Below are 24464 nucleotides of genomic sequence, written 5' to 3'. Positions count from 1 at the left end.
AACGGATTTGGCCCTCAATCGGGCTCAACCAGTCCTGTTATGCCCCAGCAAATTGTCATCGCGGAGCAGCTGCGCATCGCAGCAGTGCTGACCGATGAACGCGTTGATGAACTGATCGTCGCGCAGGGTCGTTATCAGATCGGAGATGTCTATTTAGGAACGGTAGAAAATGTTCTGCCAGGCATTGATGCCGCCTTCGTCAATATCGGTGAGAGTGAGAAAAACGGGTTCATCCATGTCACCGATCTTGGGCCGCTGCGTCTGAAGAAAGGTTCAGCAGGGATCACTGAACTTCTGGAGCCTCGCCAGAAGGTTCTGGTTCAGGTGATGAAAGAACCGACCGGCACCAAAGGCCCACGGTTGACGGGAAATCTTGCTCTGCCAGGTCGCTACCTGGTGCTTCAGCCCCATGGCCAGGGGGTCAACATCTCCCGGCGCATCAGTTCTGATGCAGAACGGAACCGGCTGCGTGCCCTTGGTGTTCTGATCAAGCCGCCTGGAGCCGGTCTGCTGATCCGTACGGAAGCCGACGGCATCAGCGAAGAGCTGTTGATTGAGGATCTGGAATCCTTGCTGCGCCAGTGGGAAGCGATTCAGCAAGCCGCTGAAACCGCTGCACCGCCGGTGCTGCTCAACCGCGATGAAGACTTTATCCATCGGATTCTGCGGGACCACATGGGCCCGGATCTGGCCCGTGTTGTGGTGGACGATGCCGCCGCTGTGAACCGTGTGAGCAGCTTCCTTGGTGCCGAAGCCGGCAATGTGCTGGTGGAGGCTCACAGTGAACCCAGCGAGTTGCTGGAGCACTACAAGGTCAATGCCGCCATCCGCGATGCGCTGAAGCCGCGGGTTGATCTGCCGTCCGGTGGCTACGTGATCATCGAGCCCACCGAAGCACTCACTGTGATCGATGTGAACTCGGGCTCGTTCACACGATCGGCCAATGCGCGCGAAACCGTTCTCTGGACCAACTGTGAGGCGGCGATCGAAATCGCTCGCCAGCTCAAGCTGCGCAACATCGGTGGGGTGATCATCATCGACTTCATCGATATGGATTCCCGTCGTGATCAGCTCCAGCTGCTGGAGCATTTCACGACAGCCGTCCGCGACGACTCAGCCCGCCCGCAGATCGCACAGCTCAGTGAACTGGGCCTGGTGGAACTCACCCGCAAGCGTCAAGGGCAGAACATCTATGAACTGTTCGGTCGGGCTTGCCCCAGCTGTGGTGGTCTGGGCCATGTGGCCGTTCTTCCCGGCAAAGACCTGCTTCAACCCCTGGCAACGGCCACAGGATTGGTTCGCTCGGCGGCCTCTGCCCGCGCTGAAGTTGTTGCGCCCGGAGAGAGCGGTGGCAATGGCCGGCGGCGGCGCGGTGGTCGAGGGCGCGGCAGTCAGGATGCCGTCCTTCCTGTCGAGACGTCCGACACCACTGCCCCTGAGGTGTCGACCCAAGAGGCTCAGGAGCCAGCGACCGCCCGTCGTCAGGACCCTGAATTGGTTGCCGTCCAGATGACCGACGAGCAACAGCAGCTGTTTGGTTGGCTGGGATTGAACCCTGCCCTGTTGCTGGAGGAGCCCCCTGCATCCGACAACGTCGTGGTCCGGGTTGTGCGTCCTGGCGAGGACGAGCAGGAGGTGCTGGAGGCGGCGCGTCAGCAATTGGCAGCCAGTTCCGGACGCCGCCGTCGTCGTGGCGGACGGGGTGGTCGTTCAGGGTCCCGCAACGGTGCGAGTCAGCCCACTGCGACTCCTGCCGCTGAGACGCCTGTTGTTGTCACTTCATCTGCCCCGGATGAGTCGGCTCCCCTGATGGTGGAGATCACCCCCTTGGAGGCGGTGACCAACCTGACGATCACCGAACCAGAACCGGCCCCCATCAGTGAACCGGCTGAACCCGAGCCTGTGGCCGTGGTGGAAACAGCTGAGCCTGATGAGCCTCGCCGTCGCCGTCGCCGCTCCTCGGCTGTCGCCACGGTCTGAGTCGGATGACCGCGCAGGACTCCCTCCCCCTCGGGCGGGACGTGGCTGGTGTGGACGAAGTCGGTCGCGGTTGCTTGTTCGGTCCTGTCTTTGCGGCTGCTGTTGTGCTCGAGACCGCAGCGGCTCAAGAGCTGTTGAAGGCAGGGCTGACCGATAGCAAAAAACTGTCAGCCAAGCGTCGGGCTGCTCTGGTTCCGGTGATCCAGTCGCTGTGTGCGGCATCCGGTCTGGGCCAGGCATCAGCGCGCGAAATTGACGCCTGCGGCATCCGCGTTGCCACGGAACGCGCCATGTTGCGGGCGCTGCAGCGACTGCCGCAGCGCCCTGGGCTCGTGCTGGTGGATGGCAACCTTCCCCTTCGGCTGTGGCAGGGCCCGCAGCGCACGGTGATCGCAGGGGACAGCCGATCAGCGGCCATTGCTGCGGCGAGTGTTCTGGCCAAGGAGGCCAGGGATGCACTCATCCGGCGCTTATCGGCTCGATTCCCTGGTTACGGCCTCGAGCGCCATGCGGGCTATGGCACGGCGCAACATCGTCAGACCTTGATGGCCTCAGGCCCCACGCCCCTGCATCGGCACACGTTCTTGAGGCGTCTGCTCGGTTGAGCCTTGCCCGTCGGTTTCCCGGCACCAGCTTCGGTAGTCGTCGATCAGTTGCTGGCCAACCCGGGCTTTGATGCCAACGAGGATGCCACTCAAGATTGATTCGCCCGTTGATTCCAGCACCCGTTTGGGGATTAGCTTGAGCAGCGATGGCTGGCTGACGCTCACCGAAAGATGGGCATGTCCCTGAAGTCCGTCGGGTGTGGACGTCAGCCGTGCTTCCAGGTTCAGGGCGAAGTCATCAACAATCCCCAGACCCTCCAGTTCGCAGTCGAGGGCCTGCATCACCAATGTGTCGCCTTCCATGTGGATCCGGAGGGACACCACGGGTTTCACGTGGAGCTGGAAGACCTGAAGGCTGGTCACCACATAGCGGTAGCGCCCTGACTGCAGGCGGGTGAGCTGTTTGGCGTCCAGCAGGGCCCCGAGGACGCGCTCCTCCTCCAAAAGGTAAGTGGGAAGCCGCTCTGCTCCGGTTCGGACAGGCAGATCAAGCTTTTGACTGGCTTCGAAGGCCAGGGGCATGGTCTTCACCTGACGCGGCATGATCTTATCGAGTCCATCCAGTGCGGCTTCGATGCCTACACGTCTCGCATTCCTTGGCCCAGTAGGGACCTATGGCGAGCAGGCCGCCCGGGTGTTGATCGAACAGGACGCACTCGAGGATGTTCAGCTCGTTCCCTGCGTGGGGCTCCGATCGGTGGTGGAACAGCTGGCTGGAGGGCAGTGTGATGCAGCCGTTGTCCCGATCGAGAACTCGGTTGAAGGGGGGGTGACAGCGACCCTCGATGCGCTGTGGTCCCATCCGGAGCTCTGTATCCGTAGGGCTTTGGTGCTGCCGATTCAGCACGCTCTGCTGGGGAGTGGGCCGCTCAGCAGAGTCACCGAAGTGCTCTCCCACCCGCAGGCCCTGGCCCAGTGCAGTGGCTGGTTGGCCCAGCATCTGCCCGACGCCTTGCAACTGCCCACCTCATCCACGGCTGAAGCAGCTCGCATGGTGGCGGGCAGTCCCTTCCGTGCTGCGATCGCCTCCCAGACCGCTGCCCGGGAACACGGGTTGGATCAGCTGGCGTTCCCGGTGAACGATGTTGCGGGCAATCGCACCCGTTTTCTGCTGCTGCGCCGTGGGCAGCGCAGTGAGCATGGCGATGTGGCCAGTCTGGCGTTCTCGCTGCATCGCAATGCGCCGGGTGCTCTCCTGGAGGCTTTGGCCTGTCTGGCTGAGCGGGGCCTGAACATGAGTCGGATTGAATCGCGACCGTCCAAACGGGAGCTGGGGGAATACGTGTTCTTTGTGGATGTGGATCTTCCGCCGGCTCCGTCAACGGCTCTGCAGGATCTGATCGCCCAGTTGCAGCCTCTGTGTGAGCATCTCGCCCATTTCGGTGCTTACCCCAGCAGCGATTTGAGCGGCTGTTGAGGATCAGCCCTTTCTGATCCGGAAGACGCCGAATTGCATCAGACCAGTAGCGAAGGCCCAGTGCATCAGCAGCAAGGTCGGCGTTTCTCTCAGGCCTTGCAGGACCGCTTTCGGTCCCAGGCTGAGCACCGCCCAGGGACGGCGGACGCCCTCGATGATCGAGTCAATCCATGAGGGGAGCGTGGCCTGGGTCCAGTCACCGGTGACAATCTCGCCACGGTTGTGCACGCTGTTGTCGAGGTTCTGGCGGAACCCCTTGATGCTGGCGAATTCAGGGTGGGCCCATTGGTTGAGCAGCTGACGCATCACCCAGCGTTCGGTTCGCGTCATGCCGCCCTCAGATGGATCCCGGCGGTTCCAGTCGGCTACTGCAAGCAGACCCCCCGGTCGCATCACCCGCAGCAGCTCATCGGCATAACACTGCTTGTCCGGCATGTGGGGCCCGGCCTCCACACTCCAAACCGCATCAAAGCTCTGATCGGGCAGTTGAAGATCCAAGGCGTCCATCACCTGGAAGCGGCAACTCAGACCTGATGGGGTGAGTTGTGTGGCTCGTTCCACCTGGGCAGGGCTGATGCTGATGCCGAGAACGTTCAATCCGTAATCCCGCGCCAGGATTCGGGCACTGCCACCGATGCCGCATCCCACATCCAGCACCCGGCTGCCGGCGGGGAGTTGGTCCAGACCGCTCCATCGCACCAGCTCGTGGACGAAGGCTTCCTTGGCTTCGCGGAAGTCGCAGGAGCCTGGCGGGGTCCCGTAATGGCCGAGATGGACATGCTCTCCCCAGAGCTGCTCCAGCAAGCGGTCTTCCGTCCAGGCGTCGTAGGCGGAGGCGACACTCTCCGACGATTCGTAGCGCCGGTCGCGGCGAAGCCACAGTGCAACTCCGGTGGCTCCAACGGCGCCGGCTACCACTAACAGAGATCCCAACATCACTTCAGATCCATCAACACAGTGCGGGCCGCCAGTTGGCGTCGGGTGTGGTCCAACATTTCAAATTGCTGACTCAACCGTTCGTGGGTGTCGGTTAGTTCGAGAAGACTCTGTTGCTCAGAAGCGGCCTGATCCAGATGGGCGCTGATCCAGAAGGAGAGTTCCCGCGGTAGATCAGGCAGATCGTCAGGCAGTTCCACCTCTCGGTTCTGCAGTTTGCTGGTCAGCTGAACGACGTCGCTCAAGGCTTCGCTCACCTTGTCCCGCAGGCTGTTGAGCTGGTCGGTGTCGGCCACGGGCTCATCCTCCAGCCAGCTCACCATCCCTGTTCGGTAGGGCGTTTCACGCGTGATGTTGAGCAGCCGGAACCGCTGTTGGCCCAGCGAAACGATGTAGCTGCGACCGTCTTCCGTTGTTTGATGCTGAAGCACCTCAGCGCAGCATCCGATTTCGGCCATTTCGCCGTTCTCGGGATTGATGCGAACAATGCCGAATCGCTTGTCGGTCTCCAGAACCGTCTGGAGAAGCATCCGATAACGCGATTCAAAAATGTGCAGCGGCAGGAGCTGCTGCGGGAACAACACGACGTCCGGCAGGGGGAACAGGGGAAGCTCCCTCACAGAAAAATCGGACACGAACGCCGTGTTGTAGGCAACTGAATCCTAGGAAAATGAAGTTCTGATCGAACGGATCAGAGCTTCACTTCGATGTCCACACCACTGGGGAGATCCAGCTTCATCAGCGCGTCGATGGTTTTGGCCGATGGGCTGTAGATGTCGATGATGCGACGGTGGGTGCGGGTCTCGAAGTGCTCGCGGGAGTCCTTGTCCACGTGGGGAGAGCGCAGAACGCAGTAGATCTTGCGTTTCGTGGGCAGGGGGATCGGACCGATCGCGGTTGCAGCGGTGTTATCGGCCGTTTCAATGATTTTCTCGCAAGAAAGATCGAGCATGCGGCGGTCGAACGCCTTAAGGCGGATGCGGATCTTCTGCTGAGCGATGGCAGTTGACATAGGAAGGGAGCGAAAAAGCTTCGAGATCGAAGCAGGACTTCAGTTGTCGAGGTTCTGAGAAATTTAGGAGATGGGGGGCTGAGCCCCTCCATCTCCTGCCATTTGGTTCAGCTTGCGCTGATCACTCGATGATCTTGGAGACCACGCCAGCACCGATGGTGCGGCCGCCTTCGCGGATAGCGAAGCGCATGCCCTGCTCGATGGCGACGGGGCAGATCAGCTCACCGGTCATCTGGATGTTGTCACCAGGCATCACCATTTCCACGTTGGAACCGTCTTCCGCGGTGAAGGCAGTGATTTGGCCGGTCACGTCCGTTGTACGGATGTAGAACTGCGGGCGGTAGCCAGCGAAGAAGGGAGTGTGGCGGCCGCCTTCTTCCTTCTTGAGCACGTACACCTGACCCTCGAACTTGGTGTGAGGGGTGATGGAACCGGGCTTCACGAGCACCATGCCGCGCTCGATCTCTTCCTTCTGGATGCCGCGCAGCAGCAGACCAACGTTGTCGCCAGCCATGCCCTCATCGAGGAGCTTGCGGAACATTTCCACACCGGTGACGGTGGTCTTGCGGGTGTCCTTGATGCCGACGATTTCGATCTCTTCGCCGACCTTGACGATGCCGCGCTCGATACGGCCGGTGGCCACGGTGCCGCGACCGGTGATGGAGAAGACGTCTTCCACAGCCATCAGGAAGGGCTTGTCCACTTCCCGCTCAGGCTCAGGGATGCTGGCGTCAACAGCCGCCATCAGTTCCTCGATCTTGGCTTCCCACTCAGCCTCGCCCTCGATGGCCTTCAGGCCGGAGACCTGAACCACGGGGATGTCGTCGCCGGGGAAGTCGTAGCTGGAGAGCAGTTCGCGGATCTCCATCTCCACCAGTTCGATGATCTCTTCGTCATCGACCATGTCGCACTTGTTGAGTGCAACCACCAGAGCGGGAACACCCACCTGCTTGGCCAGGAGGATGTGCTCCTTGGTCTGGGCCATGGGGCCGTCGGTGGCGGCACACACCAGGATGGCGCCGTCCATCTGAGCGGCACCGGTGATCATGTTCTTCACATAGTCCGCGTGGCCAGGGCAGTCCACGTGGGCGTAGTGACGAGTCTCGGTCTCGTACTCAACGTGAGCGGTGTTGATGGTGATGCCGCGCTCACGCTCTTCAGGGGCGCCGTCGATGTCGGCGTAGTTCTGAACTTCAGCCTGACCCTTCTTGGCGAGCACGTTGGTGATCGCAGCGGTGAGGGTGGTCTTGCCGTGGTCAACGTGGCCGATGGTGCCGATGTTGACGTGGGGCTTGTTCCTTTCGAACTTCTCGCGTGCCATGAGTGTTTAAAGAATCGAGGGTTGGATTTGGAGGAGTTTAGAGATCAGGAATTGCCCTGATTCTTGGAAATGATGGCCTCGGCCACATTGCGAGGAACTTCGGCGTAATTGTCGAATTCCATCGAGAAAATGCCCCGGCCCTGGGTCATGGAGCGGAGCTCGGTGGCGTAACCGAACATCTCGGCAAGGGGCACCTTGGCCGAGATTTTGGACGTGCCGTCTTCGACGGACTGGCCCTCAACCTGACCTCGACGGGAGGACAGGTCGCCGATGATCGAACCGAGGAAATCCTCGGGAGCTTCGACCTCGACCTTCATCATCGGCTCAAGCAGCACAGGGTTGCACTTCTTGACGCCGTCCTTGAAGGCCATGGATCCGGCGATCTTGAACGCCATCTCCGAGGAGTCGACGTCGTGATAGGAGCCATGCACCAGGGTGCATTTCACATCGATGAGGGGGTATCCGGCGATCACACCGGATTCGCAGGTCTCCTTCATGCCCTGCTCGGCGGGCTTGATGTATTCCTTCGGAACGACACCGCCCACGATCTTGTTGACGAATTCGAAGCCGGAGCCGGGCTCACCCGGTTCCATCTCGATCACAACGTGGCCGTACTGGCCCTTACCACCGGTCTGACGGGAGAACTTGCCCTCGCCACCTGCTGAACCACGGATGGTTTCGCGGTAGGACACCTGAGGTGCGCCGATGTTGGCTTCCACCTTGAATTCACGCAGCATGCGGTCCACCAGGATTTCCAGGTGGAGTTCGCCCATGCCTGCGATCACGGTCTGGCCGGTCTCGGCGTCAGTGTTGACGCGGAAGGTGGGGTCCTCTTCAGCCAGAGCAACCAGGGCCTTGGAGAGCTTCTCCATGTCGCCCTTGGTCTTCGGCTCAACCGCCACGGAGATCACCGGTTCGGGGATGAACAGGGTCTCGAGAACGATCGGATCGTCCTGGGTGCAGAGGGTGTCACCCGTGGTGGTGTTCTTCAGTCCGAGCACCGCACCGAGGTCGCCGGCACGCAGTGCGTCGACTTCCTCACGGTCGTCAGCCTTGAGCACCACGAGGCGGGAGATGCGCTCCTTCTCACCTTTGGTGGAGTTGAGCACATAGCTGCCCTTCTCGAGGATGCCGGAATACATCCGAACGAAAGTGAGCTTGCCGTAGGGATCCGCCATCACCTTGAAGGCGAGGGCACTGAAGGGAGCGTTGTCGTCGGACGGACGCACCGCTTCGCTGCCGTCGGGGAGCACACCCTGGATGGGGGGAACGTCGACGGGGGCAGGCAGGTAGTCGATCACAGCGTCGAGCAACAGCTGCACACCTTTGTTCTTGAAGGCGGAGCCGCAGAGCATGGGCACCAGGCCGTGCTTGAGCACGCCCTCACGGATGCCTTTTTTGAGCTCGTCAACGCTGAGTTCGCCGGTTTCGAGGAACTTCTCGATCAGCGCCTCATCGGTTTCGGCGACGGTCTCCATCAAGGTGTTCCGCCATTCGGCCACCTCATCGGCCATGTCGGCCGGCACCTCGGCTTCTTCGATGTCGGTGCCTAGATCGTTCTTATAGATGTAGGCCTTGTTGGCAACGAGATCGATGATGCCGCTCAGCTCACCTTCAGCACCGATCGGAAGCTGGATCGGTACAGCGTTGGCCTTGAGGCGATCCTTGATCTGGCCGTGAACCTTGAGGAAGTCCGCACCGGTGCGGTCCATCTTGTTCACGAACACCATCCGGGGAACCGAATAGCGATCGGCCTGACGCCAGACGGTTTCTGATTGGGGCTGAACGCCACCAACGGCGCAGAAGACGGCGATCACACCATCCAGCACACGCATGGAGCGCTCCACCTCAATGGTGAAGTCCACGTGGCCAGGCGTGTCGATGATGTTGATCCGATGGTCCTGCCAGGACGTCGAAATGGCAGCTGCGGTGATCGTGATGCCACGCTCCCGTTCCTGGGCCATCCAGTCGGTCACGGCGGCGCCGTCATGCACCTCGCCGATTTTGTGAACCACACCGGAATAGAACAGGATCCGTTCTGTCGTGGTGGTTTTGCCGGCATCGATGTGAGCAGCGATACCAATATTTCTGACGCGTTCCAGGGGGAAGTCGCGGGCCACAGGAAATTCTCCGGGGGTGGGGCGTGAAAAGGCGGAGAGACTCTACAGGCCAGCCATGAACATCTGTGTTGATGGCTGGCCTGCGAGGCTCAGTAGCGGTAGTGGGCGAAAGCCTTGTTGGCTTCGGCCATCTTGTGGGTTTCTTCGCGCTTGCGAACGGCGTTGCCAGCCTCGTTGGCGGCATCCATCAGTTCGCCAGCCAACTTCTGCGCCATGCTGCGGCCGTTGCGGGCACGGGAGAAGCTCACCAGCCAGCGCAGAGCCATGGCGGTGCCGCGCTCCTGGCGCACTTCCATGGGCACCTGATAGGTGGCACCACCAACACGGCGGGCGCGCACTTCCACCAGGGGGGTGGCGTTTTTAACAGCTGTTTCGAACAGTTCGAGCGGATCTCCGCCGGTGCGCTCGTTGATCAGGCCGAACGCGTCGGACAGGATCCGTTGCGCTGTCGACTTCTTGCCGTGCTGCATCAGGCGCACCACCATCATCGTGGCGAGGCGGCTGTTGAACTGCGGGTCGGGAAGAATCGGGCGCTTCTCAGCGGCGTTGCGGCGTGACATTAGGGATCAGAACTTGATGGGGATGGGGAAGAAACCGGTGATCACTCCTTCGGAGCCTTGGCGCCGTACTTGGAGCGGGACTGACGCCGGTCTTTCACGCCAGCGGTATCCAGGGTTCCGCGGATGATGTGGTAACGGACGCCAGGGAGGTCTTTGACACGACCGCCGCGGATCAACACCACCGAGTGCTCCTGCAGGTTGTGACCGACACCGCCGATGTAGGCCGTGACCTCAAAGCCGGAGGTCAGGCGCACACGAGCCACCTTGCGCAGCGCCGAATTCGGCTTTTTCGGCGTTGAGGTGTAAACGCGGGTGCAAACACCGCGACGCTCAGGGCAGGACTTCAAAGCCGGGGACTTGGTCTTGGCCTTGAGGCGTGAGCGCTCAGTGCGGATCAGCTGTTGGATGGTTGGCATCGATGGTCGGTGAGCGGTCGGACTCCCGACCTGATTCGACAATCGACCACGATACCGGGTGACGGTCCCCCCTCACAGGCGGCTGAAGGCACTGCCGCAGGCACAGGGTTCAACCCCATCGCTGTTGCGGATCAGAAAACCACCACCACTGAGGTCGCCGCGGTAGTCCAGGCAAAGGCCTTCAAGCAATTTGAGCTGTTCAGCAGGGGCGTGCAGGGTCACGCCATCGGCCCTTGCGATCGCAACGCCGGCCAGATGTCCTGCCCGGATGCGCAGCACATGTTGTGCGCATTCGCCGGGCGTGAGATCGAGATGCATCTGCCCCGGCGTTCCCGCAACGGCCGCCTGTCGCCCTAGCTCGGCAGCAGCGGCAGCGGTCAGCCGCAGATTGGCAGCCATGCTCAGTTCCTCGGGGCCCCCACTGTTGCAGGTCTCAGAGGGGGATCAGCCCCAGGCCGTTGTGGACTCTCGGGGTGCTGCTTCGGCCATTCATCACGGTGCGTCCGGCCACTACGAGGGTGGTGGAGCTGCCGCCATCCATGTTCAAGGCATCGCGCAGCCCCAGTTGCTGGGCTGCCAGGGCTGTTTCCACAAGGGTGGGATCACTGCCGGCGGCGCCACGCAAGGTCATCAGCCACTGACCGTTCGGCCCCTGGGCCACCACCGTTCTTGGTGCCGCCAAGCTCATGAAGCCAGGGCTGAATCCCTCCTGGCGTCCATTGAGAACCACGTTGCCGTTCTGCATCAGCAATGGACCGCCGCCCAGAACATTGGGTTGTTGCGCGAGGGGAGAGAGTGATCTTTCTGTCACCTGGATCCGATCCCCAGGCCGTGCTGGCAGCGGCGTGCGTCCCCGGGCCACCACCAATGCAGCGTCTTTGGGGATGGTGATGCCGCGTTGCAGGCTGTTCTTGTCGACCGTTGCTTCGACGCGGCCGCCGCGAATCAACAGTGCTTCCTCCTCGCCGCTCAGGGCCCGGTAGCGGGGCCCCCATGCAGGTGTGTAGAGGCTCAGCCCCTTCTGGACGTAGCCGCTGTTGAGGGCCATGAGGTTCCAACGGCGACCGTTGTTCACCTGCAGCGTCTGATTCAGACGCAGCCGGCCGAACTGCAGATCCCCTGAGGATCCCCAAGCGATCACACCGCGGTTCAGGATCGGACCGGACAGCCAGACCCCCTGATGCCGCACGGCCCCCAAGGGTAGTTGGTTGATCCGGTTGAAAAAGCCTCCGTTAACTGCGACCAGTGCCCCGGCGGGTTGGGAGAGCTGAGGCAGAAAACGCAGACCCTGTTGCTGCTCGGCTTTGACCAGAGGCTGAAGGGTGATGCCGAGACGGCTCAGCCGTCCGCCGGCACGGAACACCTGAATGGGTTTCACCCCCACCTTGATGGTGCGTTGCTCCAGGACGAAGCCCCGCCTCAGCCATTCGGCCACGGCTGGGTTGCGGAGGGGGAGACGTGCGCGCTGGACCGGGCGGCGACCACCGGTCTGCACACCATCCAGCACCACCCGCCAAGGGGACGCCAGGCTCAGGCTTCTCAGCTTGGTGGCTTGTCCCTTCAGCACAAGGCCGCCGTGGCGATGCAGCTGTGGCGAGAGCCCCCATGCCTTGAGTTGACGTTGCTGGGTCCGCGACAGCTTGAGCTCCAGCAAAAGGTCGCCGTTCAAGCGCTGCACCAGGGCGGGACCGTTCAGGTCCAGCACCAACCGATCGGCTGTTGAACCCTTGCCGCGGCGCAGGTTGTTCACCTTTGGTAGGGGCAGCCGAAGCTCCAGGGTCTTTTCCCTCACTTGGGCGCGGACGCCAGTCGCGGCCAGCCAGTCGCTCACTTCGAGGCCGACTTCATCACCGAGTGAACGGGTCGCCAATGCGGTCAATGCGACCGTTCGACCAAACCATTCCAGTGCTTCTCCCTCGAGACGGGACACCCGCCGGAAACCCAGACGGGATTCCAGAACCTCCAAGGGCAGCCAAAGTTCCTCCGGTTCTGTGTCGCTGCCCCGCCAGAGCCAAACCGCTTTGCTGCGCTCTCTCCCGATCAGCACCTCCTCACCGCTCTGGTTCGGAACAGGGCGAAGCTCAGGCGGTGGCGCGGGAAGTGGGGCAAAGGCCAGCATGAAATGCCTTGGCGGAGAGGCGCCTGCCTAGGATCGTCCCTCGAGATGGATTCTGCAGAGCTCGAAGCTGCAGGCCCATGCGATCGTCCGGTTGAGTTCCCTATGTCTGACGCCATCCGTTCCGCTTTCTGGCCTTATTGCGACAGCCCTGCACCTGAGGTTGTTGCGGGCGAGAAGGATGCGTGTGGCGTTGGTTTCCTGGCTCAGCTCCAGGGGCAGACCAGTCACTGGGTGCTGGAGCAGGCCCTGCGTGGTCTGGGATGCATGGAGCACCGTGGCGGTTGCGGGGGAGATGGCGACTCCGGAGACGGCGCGGGGGTGTTGTGTGAAATTCCCTGGTCGTATCTGAAAGCCGTCTGGCCCGAGGCGGCTGCAGCACGGGGCCTCGGCATGATGTTCATGCCGACCGATGCCAGCCGTCGTGCTGAGGTTCGGGGCCTGTGTGATGAAGAGGCCAAAGCCCTTGGCTTGCAGCCTCTGGGGTGGCGAACGGTGCCTGTCGACCCTGCGGTTCTCGGGCCTTTGGCTCGTGCCACAGCCCCCGTGATCGAGCAGTGGGTGCTGAATGGTGATGCCGACGACGCAAGCTTTGATGGCCAGCTGCTGCAGTTGCGGCGCCGTATCGGTGCCCGTGTGCGGGCCGCTTTGGGTGCTGAGGTGGCCCAGGACGTTTATGTCGCCTCCCTGAGCAGCCGGACGGTTGTTTACAAGGGAATGGTGCGATCCGAGGTGCTGGCGCAGTTCTACGCCGACCTGCAGGACCCACGATTTGAGGTGAGCTTTGCGGTGTACCACCGCCGTTTCAGCACCAACACCCTGCCGCGTTGGCCCCTGGCTCAGCCGATGCGGCTTCTGGGGCACAACGGCGAAATCAACACGCTGCTGGGCAACCTCAACTGGGCCAAGGCTTCAGAAGCCAGCCTCGAGAACGTCTGGGGTGAGGCGGCTGATGACCTGATTCCGGTGGTGAACCCTGCCTTCAGCGATTCCGCCAACCTGGACGCCACTCTGGAATTGATGGTGCGCAGTGGGCGGTCGATCACCGACAGCCTGATCACACTGGTGCCCGAAGCGTTTCGCAATCAGCCCGATCTCGACAGCCGTCCCGATGTGACGGCGATGTACGAATTCAACGCGGGCATTCAGGAACCCTGGGACGGCCCGGCCCTGTTGGTGTTCGCCGACGGCAAGCGAGTGGGTGCAACGCTCGATCGCAATGGGCTGCGTCCGGCGCGTTGGTGCACCACCGCTGACGGCTTCGTGATCATGGGATCGGAGACCGGCGTGGTGGATCTCAGCGGCAAGACGATTGTTCAGAAAGGTCGTCTTGGTCCGGGTCAGATGGTGGCCGTCGATCTTGAACGCGGCGAGTTGCTCGACAACTGGTCGGTGAAGGAAGACGCGGCGCAGCGCTTCCCTTATGCCGATTGGCTGCAGAAGCATCGCCGCGGCGTGGCCCCCCAGCCCTGGACCCAGGACCGGCAGGTGGGTGAACTCGATCTGCTGCGGTTGCAGACCGCGATGGGGTTCACCGCCGAAGACTTCGATCTGATCATCGAGGACATGGCTGCCCTCGGCAAGGAGCCGACCTACTGCATGGGCGATGACATCCCCCTTGCGGTGCTCTCCGACAAGCCCCACCTGCTTTACGACTACTTCAAGCAGCGTTTCGCCCAGGTCACCAACCCTCCGATTGATCCCCTGCGGGAAAAGCTGGTGATGAGTCTGGAGATGCACCTGGGTGAGCGCCGGCCCGCCCTGAAGCCCCAGCCGGAAGCTGCCTCCGTCATCCATCTGGAGACGCCCGTTCTGAACGAGGCGGAACTGGCGGCCATCAGTGAGCAGGGTTTGCCCGTCAAGACGGTGTCCACCCAGGTGGCTGTTGAGTCGTGTGCGGGAGGCCTGCAACAGGCCATCGCTGCGCTGTGCAGTGTTGCCGAACAGGCGGTGCGTGACGGAGCCCAGGTTCTGGTGCTGTCTGACCGGGTCGATGGCACGGGGGCGGCTGCCCCGCTGACCCCCACAACGGTGGCGATGCCGGCCTTGCTGGCCGTGGGTGCTGTTCATCACCATCTGCTGCGCCAGAAGCTGCGGCTGCAGTGCTCTCTGGTGGTGGATACGGCCCAGTGCTGGAGCACCCATCACATGGCCTGCCTGATCGGTTACGGCGCCAGTGCCGTCTGCCCCTGGCTCACCTGGGAGACCACCCGCCACTGGCTGGATCACCCCAAAACCAAGAAGCGGATCGAACAGGGCAAGTTGCCCGCCCTGGATGCCAATCAAGCCCAGGCCAACGTTCGTGAGTCGCTGGAGAACGGCCTGCGCAAGATCCTCTCCAAAATCGGAATTTCATTGCTGGCCAGCTACCACGGCGCTCAGATCTTTGAAGCGATCGGCTTGGGAGCGGATGTGGTGGAGACCGCCTTCACCGGAACGACCAGCCGTGTTGCCGGCATGACGTTGGCCGAGCTAGCGAACGAAACGCTCTCGATGCACGCCAAGGCTTTCCCTGAGCTCAACCGCAGCAAGCTCGAATTCATGGGCTTCGTTCAGTACCGCAGTGGTGCTGAGTACCACCGCAACAATCCCGAGCTGTCGAAGGCGCTCCACAAGGCGGTGGCTCAGGGCCCTGGTTACGACCACTTCTCCACTTACCAGGCCTTGTTGGAGAACCGACCGGTGATGGCCCTGCGGGACCTGCTGGAGTTCAAGTTGGCTCCTATCCCAGTGCCCCTGGATCAGGTGGAGAGCGTCGAGAGCATCTGCACCCGCTTCTGCACGGGCGGCATGAGCCTGGGCGCTTTGTCCCGCGAAGCCCATGAAGTGTTGGCCGTGGCGATGAATCGCATCGGCGGCAAGAGCAACAGCGGTGAAGGCGGCGAAGACCCTGCCCGCTTCCAGATCCTCAAGGATGTGGATGGCGAGGGCCGTTCCGCTTCATTCCCCAGCATTGGTGGTTTGCGCAATGGGGACACCGCCTGCTCGGCAATCAAGCAGGTGGCTTCAGGTCGTTTCGGTGTGACGGCGGAATACCTGCGCAGCGGCAAGCAGCTGGAGATCAAGGTGGCCCAGGGCGCCAAGCCCGGTGAAGGTGGTCAGCTGCCAGGGCCCAAGGTCGACAAGTACATCGCCTGGTTGCGCAACAGCAAGCCAGGTGTGGCCTTGATTTCACCGCCGCCACACCACGACATCTATTCGATTGAAGACCTGGCGCAGTTGATCCATGACCTGCATCAGGTGCATCCCGCTGCTCCCGTCAGCGTGAAGCTGGTGGCCGAGATCGGCATCGGCACCATCGCGGCGGGTGTGGCCAAGGCCAACGCCGATGTGATCCAGATCTCCGGTCACGACGGTGGCACTGGTGCATCTCCCCTGAGTTCGATCAAGCACGCCGGCAGCCCCTGGGAACTGGGCCTCACCGAGGTGCATCGTTCCCTGGTGGAGAACGGTCTGCGCGATCGGGTTCTGCTGCGCGCCGATGGAGGCCTGAAAACAGGCTGGGATGTGGTGATCGCTGCCCTTCTGGGGGCGGAGGAATACGGCTTCGGCTCGATCGCAATGATCGCCGAGGGCTGCGTCATGGCTCGCGTTTGTCACACCAACAACTGCCCTGTGGGAGTGGCCACGCAGAAGGAGAACCTGCGCAAGCGTTTCACCGGCATTCCTGAGCATGTCGTCAATTTCTTCTGGTACGTCGCCGAGGAAGTGCGTCAGCTGATGAGCCTGCTCGGCGTCAGCCGTCTCGAGGAGCTGATCGGTCGCACCGATCTGCTCCAGGCCCGCTCAGTTGATCTGGCCAAGACCAAGGGTGTGGATCTCTCCAGCCTGCTGGCCCCGATCAGCGGCGCCGAAGATCGCTCTTGGCTTCGCCACAGCGACGAGGCCCACGGCAACGGACCGATTCTTGAGGATCAGCTCCTCGCCGACGCTGAACTGATGGCTGCCCTGGAGAACCACGGTTCCATCAGCCGCAGCATCGAGATCATCAACACCGATCGCAGTGTCTGTGCCCGTCTGGCCGGTGAAATCGCCCAGCGCCATGGCAACCGCGGCTTCAAGGGACAGCTCGATCTCACCTTCCGGGGGGCAGCAGGCCAGAGCTTCGGGGCTTTCCTGGTGCAGGGCATGCAGGTTCGTCTGGAAGGCGAAGCCAACGACTACGTGGGCAAGGGCATGAACAGTGGTTGCATCACCCTGGTGCCATCAGACGGTTGTGCATCTCCCGGTAACCAAGTGATCCTCGGCAACACCTGTCTTTACGGGGCAACCGGCGGTGAGTTGTTTGCCCATGGCCGGGCTGGTGAGCGCTTCGGTGTTCGCAACAGCGGCGCCCGCACGGTTGTGGAGGGAGCTGGTGACCACTGCTGTGAGTACATGACCGGTGGTGTCGTCGTTGTTCTCGGCAGCACCGGCCGCAATGTCGGCGCTGGTATGACCGGTGGAGTGACCTTCCTGCTGGATGAGGAGGGGCGTGTCGCTCCTCGGGTGAACCCGGAAATTGTTGAGGTCTGCACCATCACCACCCATGAGCAGGAGTCGCTGCTGAAGGGTCTGCTGGAACGGCATGTGGCGCTCACGGGAAGTGAAAAGGCTGCTGCTCTCCTGGCCGATTGGTCTGCGGCGAAGGGTCGCTTCAAGGTGTTGGTCCCCCCCAGTGAGCGGGAGGCGATGGGATTGGCTGACAAGCAGGCTGTGGCGGCCTAGCGCCGTCCCCAGTCCGTGGCCTGGTTCGTCAAGACCGAAACCTTCACGGCCGTCGCCGCCGCTCTCTCCGTTGAGCAGCGGAGACCCACCCTGGAGGCTCACCGCCATTGGGTTTCAGGGGAAGCTGCAGTAGGCCGCCGTCTACGCAGCGGCTACCTGGTGGATGGCGATCGGCGTCCGGGCGGCGGGGGTTTGTTGATCTTTGAAGCGTCGTCCTATGCCGATGCCCTTGCGTGGGTGCAGAACGACCCGATGATCCGCGATGGCCTCGTGGACTGGCAGGTGCAGGAATGGATCCCCGTCAGCGGGGATGGCTGGCCATGAGCCGTTGTACTTCGCCGGCGTGGTAGCTGCTGCGGGTGAGTGGTGTGCTGACCACCTGGAGGAAGCCCAGCTCCTTTTCGCCCACTGTTCTGTAGGTCTCGAATTGAGCCGGGGTGACAAAGCGGTCGACGGCCAGGTGCTTGGGGCCAGGTGAGAGGTACTGACCGATGGTGACGATGTCGACCTTGTGTTTGCGCAGATCCCAGAGCGTCTCGATCACCTCTTCATCGGTTTCCCCGAGCCCCACCATCAGGCCCGACTTGCTGTAGGCCTTGGGCCATTGGTCCCGCACCCGTTGCAGCAGCTCGAGGGAGCGTTCATAGATGCCCTGGGGCCGCGCCAGGCGGTACATCCGCGGCACCGTTTCAATGTTGTGGTTCAGCACGTGGGGGGCGGCGGCCATCACCGTTGCCAGGGCATCCCAGTTGCCGCAGAAGTCGGGGATCAGCAGCTCAATCGTGGTGAGCGGTGAGCGTTGCTTCACCTGTTCGATGCAGGCCACGAACTGGGACGCTCCACCATCGGCGAGATCGTCGCGGTTCACTGAGGTGATCACCACGTGCTTCAGGCCCAGACGGGCCACTGCCTCCCCAAGCCGTTGCGGCTCGGTGGGATCGAGCTCGCGCACGCTCTTGTCGAAGTCGATGTCGCAGTAGGGGCAGGCGCGGGTGCAGCCGGGCCCCATGATCAAAAACGTGGCGGTGCCGCCTGCAAAGCATTCGCCGATGTTGGGGCAGCTTGCCTCTTGACAGACCGTGTTCAGGTTCAAGTCCAGCAGCAGGTCGGCCACGGCGCCGATTCGCTCGCGCTGCGGAGCCTTAACGCGCAACCACTCCGGCTTGAGCACGGCGAAGCATCTTCAATCCATGACCCTAGTCGCTGCTGAGATCTGCCTGGATTTCGCTTCACTGCGATCTTTTAAGATTGCAGAGCCGGGATGTGGCGCAGTTTGGTAGCGCACTTCGTTCGGGACGAAGGGGCCGCAGGTTCGAATCCTGTCATCCCGATTCTTGGTTTGCATGGCACTGCCTGGTCTTGATGGAGGCCTGAGCTAGGCCGAAAAAGACTTGGCGCTCATTGGAGACTCGCCCCGGGGTAGCCCCGCGGCGTCACCATCCAGCCATCCTCTGCACGGCTGCTGCTGTTCCCGATCAGAACCAGCGTGAGCATGTCCACGGATTCCGGCTTCAAGCGCTCAAGGCTCGTGAGCTCACGGGATTCCTCTGCGCGGCCCAGCTGCCGCGCCAGCGTCACCGGGGTTGTGGGGGGGCGGTGTTTCATCAGGATTTCCTTGGCGTGTCCCAGCTGCCAGTCCCGGCCCTTGGAGCGTGGGTTGTACAGAGCGAGCACAAAATCTCCAGCGGCGGCGGCCTCCAGTCGCTTTTCGATCACGGCCCATGGCGTGAGGCGATCGCTGAGGCTCACGCAGCAGAAGTCATGCATCAGTGGCGCTCCGGCCCGGGCGGCGGCCAGCTGCAAGGCTGAAATGCCGGGATGCACCGCGAAGCTGGGCCGCTCCTGCTCGGGTTGCTGAAGCAGCAGCTCCAGAGCCAATCCCGCCATGCCGTAGATGCCGCTGTCGCCGGAGGAGATCAGAGCAACCTTGGCCCCTTGTTGGGCCAAGCGCAGCGCTTCGGCACAGCGGTCCCATTCCCGGGTGAGCTGGCCATCGAATCGGACCTGATCCGGCCGGCGCAGGGGCTCCAAAAGATCGAGGTAGAGGCTGTAGCCAACCCAGGCGCAGCAACGGGAGAGGGCCGCTTTGGCGTCTCCGCTGAGCAGGGACAGATCCCCTGGACCGCTCCCCACCAGATGGAGTTCGCCCCTCTCTGGCGCGTGGGGGAGGGCCGCCTCGGCAATGGCCACCGTCACGGCACCCTGCTCTCCTGTTGCCGGACGGCTGATTCGCTTGGGCTGGATCAGATGGCCTTGTTCGCCCGCAGCCAGCAAGGCCGCTGCTTCAGCCACCGACGCGGTCCCCATTTCCTGGCGCACCACTTCGGAGGGATTGGGCACGTCGATGGATGCAAGGGCATGCTCCGCAAAGGTTCGGAACGGCCATGCCCTGGTGCGGCTTAGCTCTTGCAGGGCCGGTTCATCGGATTTCCGCGCTGCGCTGGCGATGCCGGCTATCGCCTCCTCCGCCAGTCCTGCTGTTGCCAAGGCCTCGGCAATGGCCTTCTCCACCAGCGAAACACTGGTGTTGCGCTCACAGCCGATGCCGATCCAGAGCGTGGCTGGATGCCACTGGCAATCACCCCGACGGCGCGCTCCGATCACTAGATCAGCGGCGTCTGGCACATCCTTGGGATCGATGTTGTGCAGCAAGGGATGGCCTTCAGGGCCACGCCAGGTGGTGGATCCACTGCTCTGGTGAACGCTGATGCTGGATCCCTGGGATTGCCGCACCATCAGATCGCGCCAATGGGCCACCGATCCGCTGCGTTTCCAGCCCCAGCTCTCGCCAAAGGCATCCAGGGGGAGACGTCCTTCATGGGCGCAGGCGCCCGTGATCACCGCCTGCCCGCCGAGATCCATGGCGATTTCCCAGGCGCGTTGTTCGGCCCCTGCGGAATGGCCTCCCAACAGCGGAATGATGAATTCTCCTTTCGGGTCAAGCACCAGAACGGCTGGATCCTTCTCCTTGCCTTGGATCCGAGCTGCAATCAGGCGCGTCACTGCTCCCACGGCGCCCACGAACAAAACAACGTTCTCTGCCGTCCAGTGCCCATCAAGGGCGATGCTGATGTCTTGATCGACTGGCTTGATCCGGTCGATGTGGCCGCGTAGCAGCAAACGCTCCAACAGCGGCATGGCGCTGGGGCTCAGTCCTAGGCCCAGAGCGGGAGCGGCGGATGTGGGGTTCAGGGCAGGAAATCCGGATCAGGGCTTGCGCAAGCGCCCATCGCTGTTGAGCAACTCACGGGCTGATCCTCCCAGGCTGCTGCTTGGCTTCAGCTTGGGTTCCTCGTCGGCTGCCTGCTGAGGCTCCGCTGGCTCACCCGGGGCGGGAGTGGGAGGAGTGGGCCGAGCAGCTTCTGATTTGGATGGCTGTTCAGCAGGTGGCTGCTCAGCAAGCTGCTGTTCAATAAGGGCTGGCTCAGGATCCTGCTCTTCGTTTTCCTCTGGTGCCGCGGGCTCGGGGGTGGCCTTGGGCTTGGTTTCAACCTCGTCCTTGACGACGACCTCTGCTTTGAGCTCAGCCTGAGGAAGGTCTCGGGGCTGTTCTGTCTTCTCCTGTTGTTTCTCCTCAGTCTTTTGAGGAGGCTCTGGCGAGGATTCGACCACCTCCAGAACGTCAGGCTCAGGGGAGCCGCTCAGGCGCGCGAGCTGGCTTTCGGTGAGGCGTGGGCGCATCCAGCCCGCTTTGGCACCGGATGCGGCTTTCAGATGAATCAGCTGGTTGTTGAAGACCGGTGTGATTGGCTCGCCCAGCCCATTCAGCAGTTCCATCTGAATGTCATGGCTGCCTGAGCCGTTCGATCCTTTGAGCCAAAGGGCTTCCTGGTGATCAACCAAAAAGCTGTCCCCATCAATGCTGATGCGGAGTCGCCAGCGTCCATCGCCCTCCCGCAGGTTTTGCAGCGGAGCATTCCAGATCAGCCAATCCACCAACAGGGGTTGCAGGCCCTGCTCTCCGGCCGGTGAGACAGGGACCAGCCAGGGGGCATCACGTTCGGGTTGTGTGCCCTGCAGTTTTTGCCAGAGGTGCACGCGTCCCTGGACTGAGCTCCCCGGTGCTTGAACGGCTTCTCCCCAGGGGTAAGCGGCCCAGGCGCTGAACCGATGACTGCCCGCCTCCAGGTCATCGATGCGGACCTTCAGGCGGTTTCCATCGCTTTTGCTCAGTCGTAGGGGAGCGCGGTTGTCGATTTGGAGCACCACATGGGGCCCCAGGCCCAATTCGGGGTCGCTGCTGAGGGGCCAGTCGTCGATTTCGAAACGCAGCTCAAGGGTGTCAGAAGAAACGATGCTGTCGTTGCTTGGATCGATCAGCCGCAGGGAGGGGCGGTGCTGTTGCAGGTTCTGGCGCAGCTGTTGCACTGCCCCTGGAGGAGCCACTTCCTGGAGCTTCCCGCTGGGGGCTGAACTCGGCAGCGGTTTGGCAGCGGATCCTGCATCGCGATTGAAGAATCCAGGGCGAGCATGAACAGGTAAGCCGGCACCAAGAAGCATCACTGCTGCCAGCAGAACAGCCCATATCGACTTCAGGCCAGGGCGATGCATCGGGTATGAACAGATCCGATCATTCTGAACAATCCGCCCTTCAGCGGCAGAGTTTTAGTTATTTAGAAAGGAAATATGCGTGAAATTGTGTTGCTTACTGCCTGAGATCTTTGTTGTTTCGCTGATTCTCAGCCTTCTGCAGACGCCTGTCGCTGACTGGCTCGCCACGGGATTGAACCTTTGTAACTCAGGGCCCTTTAACCCCCTTCTCCGCCCCTATGCTTCCGCCAGCGGTCCCCTCTTTGGGGCCCCAGCTTCAGTGCAGACAAGGGGTTTCGGCCTCTTGCTGTACTGACGCCCGAACACCGATTCCTTGTGAATCCTTGTTCGGGGCCCCGATTGGCTTCGGCCCTTCGGAGGGGTGGCCCACCACCTCGAAACCCGTCCCTCGAGGAACGACTCGATGACCATCAGCCCACCTGAGCGTGGGAGTGACGCGAAAAGCCAGGTCGAGAAGGTTGACAATCCAGCAACCTTCGAGCTGTTCGGCAAGCCCGGACACTTCGACCGAGCTCTCGCGAAAGGTCCCAAAACCACCACCTGGGTTTGGAACCTTCACGCCAACGCTCACGACTTCGACGCTCACACGAGCGACCTTCAAGAGGTCTCTCGGCGGATCTTCTCCGCCCATTTCGGCCACCTGGCCGTCATCTTCATCTGGCTCAGCGGTGCCTTCTTCCATGGCGCCCGCTTCTCCAACTATTCCGGTTGGCTTGCTGATCCCACCCATGTGAAGCCAAGCGCCCAGCAGGTCTGGGCCGTCTTCGGCCAAGAAGTCCTCAACGGCGACATGGGTGCCGGTTTCCAAGGCATCCAAATCACTTCAGGCCTCTTCCAGATGTGGCGGGCCTGGGGCATCACCAGCGAAACCCAGCTCATGGCTCTGGCCATCGGTGCCCTGGTGATGGCCGGTCTCATGCTCAACGCCGGTGTTTTCCACTACCACAAGGCTGCGCCGAAGCTGGAGTGGTTCCAGAACGTTGAGTCGATGCTGAACCACCACCTGGCAGGTCTGCTGGGTCTCGGTTCACTGTCCTGGGCTGGTCACGTCATCCACGTGTCTGCCCCTGTCACCAAGTTGATGGATGCCATCGACGCCGGCCAGCCGCTGGTGCTGAATGGCAAGACCATCGCTTCGGCTGCAGACATTCCGCTGCCCCACGAGTTCTTCAATCAGGACCTGCTGGCGCAGCTGTATCCCGGCTTCAGTGCTGGTGTCGGTGCCTTCTTCTCCGGCAACTGGGCTGCCTACAGCGATTTCCTCACCTTTAAGGGTGGTTTGAATCCTGTGACCGGAAGCCTCTGGATGACCGACATCGCGCATCACCATGTGGCGATTGCAGTGATGTTCATCGTTGCCGGTCACATGTACCGGACCAACTGGGGCATCGGTCACTCCATTAAGGAGATCCACGAAGGTCAGAAGGGTGATCCCCTGCTGTTCCCTGCCACCAACGGTCACGACGGTCTTTACGACTTCATGACCAATTCCTGGCATGCCCAGCTGGCGGTCAACCTCGCCATCGGCGGTTCAGTGAGCATCATCGTTGCTCAGCACATGTACGCGATGCCTCCGTATCCGTACCAAGCGATCGATTACCCCACCCAGATCGGGCTCTTCACCCATCACATCTGGATCGGCGGCTTCCTGATCGTTGGTGCCGGCGCTCACGCCGCTATCGCCATGGTTCGCGATTACGACCCCGCCAAGCACATCGACAACGTGCTGGATCGGGTGCTCAAGGCTCGCGACGCCATCATTAGTCACCTCAACTGGGTCTGCATCTGGCTCGGAGCCCACAGCTTCGGCCTGTACATCCACAACGACACCATGCGTGCCCTGGGTCGTCCCCAGGACATGTTCAGCGATTCGGCGATATCCATTCAGCCGATCTTTGCTCAGTGGATTCAGAACGTGCACGCCGCAGCTGCTGGCAGCACAGCTCCCAACGCCCTCGCGGGTGTGAGTGAAGTGTTCAACGGTTCTGTTGTCGCCGTCGGCGGCAAGGTTGCCGCTGCTCCCATGCCGCTCGGCACCGCCGACTTCATGGTTCACCACATCCACGCCTTCACGATTCACGTGACGGTGCTGATCCTGCTGAAGGGTGTCCTGTACGCCCGTAGCTCCCGCCTCATCCCTGATAAGGCCAACCTGGGCTTCCGCTTCTCCTGCGATGGTCCTGGTCGTGGTGGCACCTGCCAGGTTTCCGCTTGGGACCACGTGTTCCTGGGCCTGTTCTGGATGTACAACTCCCTGTCTGTTGTGATCTTCCACTTCTCCTGGAAGATGCAGAGCGACATCTGGGGAACGGTGAATGCCGACGGTTCCGTCGCGCACATCACCAACGGCAACTTTGCCCAAAGCGCCATCACCATCAATGGCTGGCTGCGTGACTTCCTGTGGGCTCAGGCCGTTCAGGTGATCAACAGCTATGGCTCGAACACGGCCGCCTACGGAATCATGTTCCTCGGCGCCCACTTCGTGTTCGCCTTCAGCCTGATGTTCCTCTTCAGTGGCCGCGGCTACTGGCAGGAACTGATTGAGTCCATCGTCTGGGCTCACAACAAGCTGAAGGTGGCTCCCGCCATCCAGCCCCGTGCTCTTTCCATCATCCAAGGCCGTGCCGTGGGTGTTGCCCATTACCTCTTGGGCGGAATTGCGACCACGTGGGCCTTCTTCCACGCCCACATTCTTGTGGTCGGCTGACCTCACCTGACCTCTC

The 24464-nt window shown here is 61.9% G+C and carries 19 protein-coding genes and 1 tRNA gene; 7 read left to right on the top strand and 13 right to left on the bottom strand.

Annotated features, from left to right (window positions below; genetic code table 11):
• The first annotated feature begins 39 nt into the window (after nucleotides 1-39).
• Nucleotides 40-1980, top strand: a complete 1941-nt coding sequence (locus DXY33_RS07555) for an Rne/Rng family ribonuclease (protein ID WP_115132377.1) — start codon at nucleotides 40-42, stop codon at nucleotides 1978-1980.
• Between the two features lie 5 nt (nucleotides 1981-1985).
• Complete coding sequence (locus DXY33_RS07550) at nucleotides 1986-2585, top strand: ribonuclease HII (RefSeq protein ID WP_115132376.1); 600 nt, start codon at nucleotides 1986-1988, stop codon at nucleotides 2583-2585.
• On the opposite strand, the gene DXY33_RS07545 is transcribed toward DXY33_RS07550, so the two are convergent.
• Nucleotides 2532-3128 carry a DUF1997 domain-containing protein gene (locus tag DXY33_RS07545; RefSeq protein ID WP_115132375.1) on the bottom strand — a complete coding sequence of 199 codons (597 nt, stop codon included), beginning with the start codon at nucleotides 3126-3128 and terminating at the stop codon, nucleotides 2532-2534. The two genes, DXY33_RS07550 and DXY33_RS07545, sit on opposite strands and share 54 nt — an antisense overlap.
• A 31-nt stretch (nucleotides 3129-3159) precedes the next feature.
• Between DXY33_RS07545 and pheA the strand changes: the two genes are divergently transcribed.
• On the top strand, nucleotides 3160-4002 hold the full coding sequence (gene pheA / locus DXY33_RS07540; RefSeq protein WP_115132374.1) for a prephenate dehydratase: 843 nt from the start codon (nucleotides 3160-3162) through the stop codon (nucleotides 4000-4002).
• 3 nt (nucleotides 4003-4005) lie between these two features.
• Here pheA and DXY33_RS07535 read toward each other — a convergent pair whose 3' ends face one another.
• The 9 genes from DXY33_RS07535 to DXY33_RS07495 form a co-directional block, all read right to left on the bottom strand.
• Complete coding sequence (locus DXY33_RS07535; protein ID WP_115132373.1) at nucleotides 4006-4938, bottom strand: methyltransferase domain-containing protein; 933 nt, start codon at nucleotides 4936-4938, stop codon at nucleotides 4006-4008.
• Entirely contained in the window at nucleotides 4938-5573 is a 636-nt protein-coding gene (locus DXY33_RS07530; RefSeq protein WP_114987187.1) for an LON peptidase substrate-binding domain-containing protein, read from the bottom strand. The genes DXY33_RS07535 and DXY33_RS07530 overlap by 1 nt, the downstream gene beginning before the upstream one ends.
• Before the next feature lie 56 nt (nucleotides 5574-5629).
• Nucleotides 5630-5950, bottom strand: coding sequence for a 30S ribosomal protein S10 (gene rpsJ, locus DXY33_RS07525; protein WP_011363346.1), 321 nt, complete (start codon nucleotides 5948-5950; stop codon nucleotides 5630-5632).
• Nucleotides 5951-6071: 121 nt separating this feature from the next.
• Nucleotides 6072-7271, bottom strand: coding sequence for an elongation factor Tu (gene tuf, locus DXY33_RS07520; RefSeq protein WP_115080435.1), 1200 nt, complete (start codon nucleotides 7269-7271; stop codon nucleotides 6072-6074).
• 44 nt (nucleotides 7272-7315) lie between these two features.
• Nucleotides 7316-9391 (bottom strand): elongation factor G, encoded by a 2076-nt coding sequence (fusA, locus tag DXY33_RS07515; protein ID WP_115132372.1) that lies wholly within the window; start codon nucleotides 9389-9391, stop codon nucleotides 7316-7318.
• 89 nt (nucleotides 9392-9480) lie between these two features.
• Complete coding sequence (rpsG, locus tag DXY33_RS07510; protein ID WP_006849937.1) at nucleotides 9481-9951, bottom strand: 30S ribosomal protein S7; 471 nt, start codon at nucleotides 9949-9951, stop codon at nucleotides 9481-9483.
• Nucleotides 9952-9992: 41 nt separating this feature from the next.
• On the bottom strand, nucleotides 9993-10367 hold the full coding sequence (gene rpsL / locus DXY33_RS07505; RefSeq protein ID WP_006850614.1) for a 30S ribosomal protein S12: 375 nt from the start codon (nucleotides 10365-10367) through the stop codon (nucleotides 9993-9995).
• A gap of 72 nt (nucleotides 10368-10439) precedes the next feature.
• Nucleotides 10440-10766: an iron-sulfur cluster assembly accessory protein gene (locus tag DXY33_RS07500; RefSeq protein WP_114987195.1), complete on the bottom strand. Its 327-nt coding sequence runs from the start codon at nucleotides 10764-10766 to the stop codon at nucleotides 10440-10442.
• A gap of 34 nt (nucleotides 10767-10800) precedes the next feature.
• Entirely contained in the window at nucleotides 10801-12486 is a 1686-nt protein-coding gene (locus DXY33_RS07495; protein WP_115132371.1) for a phosphodiester glycosidase family protein, read from the bottom strand.
• Between the two features lie 102 nt (nucleotides 12487-12588).
• On the opposite strand from DXY33_RS07495, the gene gltB reads away from it, so the two are divergent.
• Together gltB and DXY33_RS07485 are read left to right on the top strand one after the other, a co-directional pair.
• Nucleotides 12589-17190: a glutamate synthase large subunit gene (gene gltB, locus DXY33_RS07490; protein WP_115132370.1), complete on the top strand. Its 4602-nt coding sequence runs from the start codon at nucleotides 12589-12591 to the stop codon at nucleotides 17188-17190.
• A 15-nt stretch (nucleotides 17191-17205) separates the two neighbouring features.
• Entirely contained in the window at nucleotides 17206-17514 is a 309-nt protein-coding gene (locus DXY33_RS07485) for a YciI family protein (RefSeq protein WP_115132369.1), read from the top strand.
• On the opposite strand, the gene lipA is transcribed toward DXY33_RS07485, so the two are convergent.
• A complete protein-coding gene (lipA, locus tag DXY33_RS07480; RefSeq protein WP_115132368.1) occupies nucleotides 17492-18361 on the bottom strand; it encodes a lipoyl synthase in 870 nt (289 codons plus the stop codon). The genes DXY33_RS07485 and lipA overlap by 23 nt on opposite strands.
• Before the next feature lie 86 nt (nucleotides 18362-18447).
• On the opposite strand from lipA, the gene DXY33_RS07475 reads away from it, so the two are divergent.
• Nucleotides 18448-18521, top strand: a tRNA-Pro gene (locus DXY33_RS07475).
• A gap of 67 nt (nucleotides 18522-18588) precedes the next feature.
• Here DXY33_RS07475 and cobJ read toward each other — a convergent pair.
• Both cobJ and DXY33_RS07465 read right to left on the bottom strand, forming a co-directional pair.
• A complete protein-coding gene (gene cobJ / locus DXY33_RS07470; protein WP_115132367.1) occupies nucleotides 18589-20328 on the bottom strand; it encodes a precorrin-3B C(17)-methyltransferase in 1740 nt (579 codons plus the stop codon).
• A gap of 69 nt (nucleotides 20329-20397) precedes the next feature.
• Complete coding sequence (locus tag DXY33_RS07465) at nucleotides 20398-21741, bottom strand: hypothetical protein (protein WP_115132366.1); 1344 nt, start codon at nucleotides 21739-21741, stop codon at nucleotides 20398-20400.
• A 403-nt stretch (nucleotides 21742-22144) separates the two neighbouring features.
• On the opposite strand from DXY33_RS07465, the gene psaA reads away from it, so the two are divergent.
• A complete protein-coding gene (gene psaA, locus DXY33_RS07460) occupies nucleotides 22145-24448 on the top strand; it encodes a photosystem I core protein PsaA (protein WP_115010450.1) in 2304 nt (767 codons plus the stop codon).
• Nucleotides 24449-24464: the final 16 nt, after the last annotated feature.

The sequence above is a fragment of the Synechococcus sp. N26 genome (assembly GCF_900473975.1).
Classification (GTDB): Bacteria; Cyanobacteriota; Cyanobacteriia; order PCC-6307; family Cyanobiaceae; genus Parasynechococcus.
The sequence above is the reverse complement of the archived record's forward strand: the minus strand, read 5'-3'. Positions and strand labels throughout refer to the sequence as shown.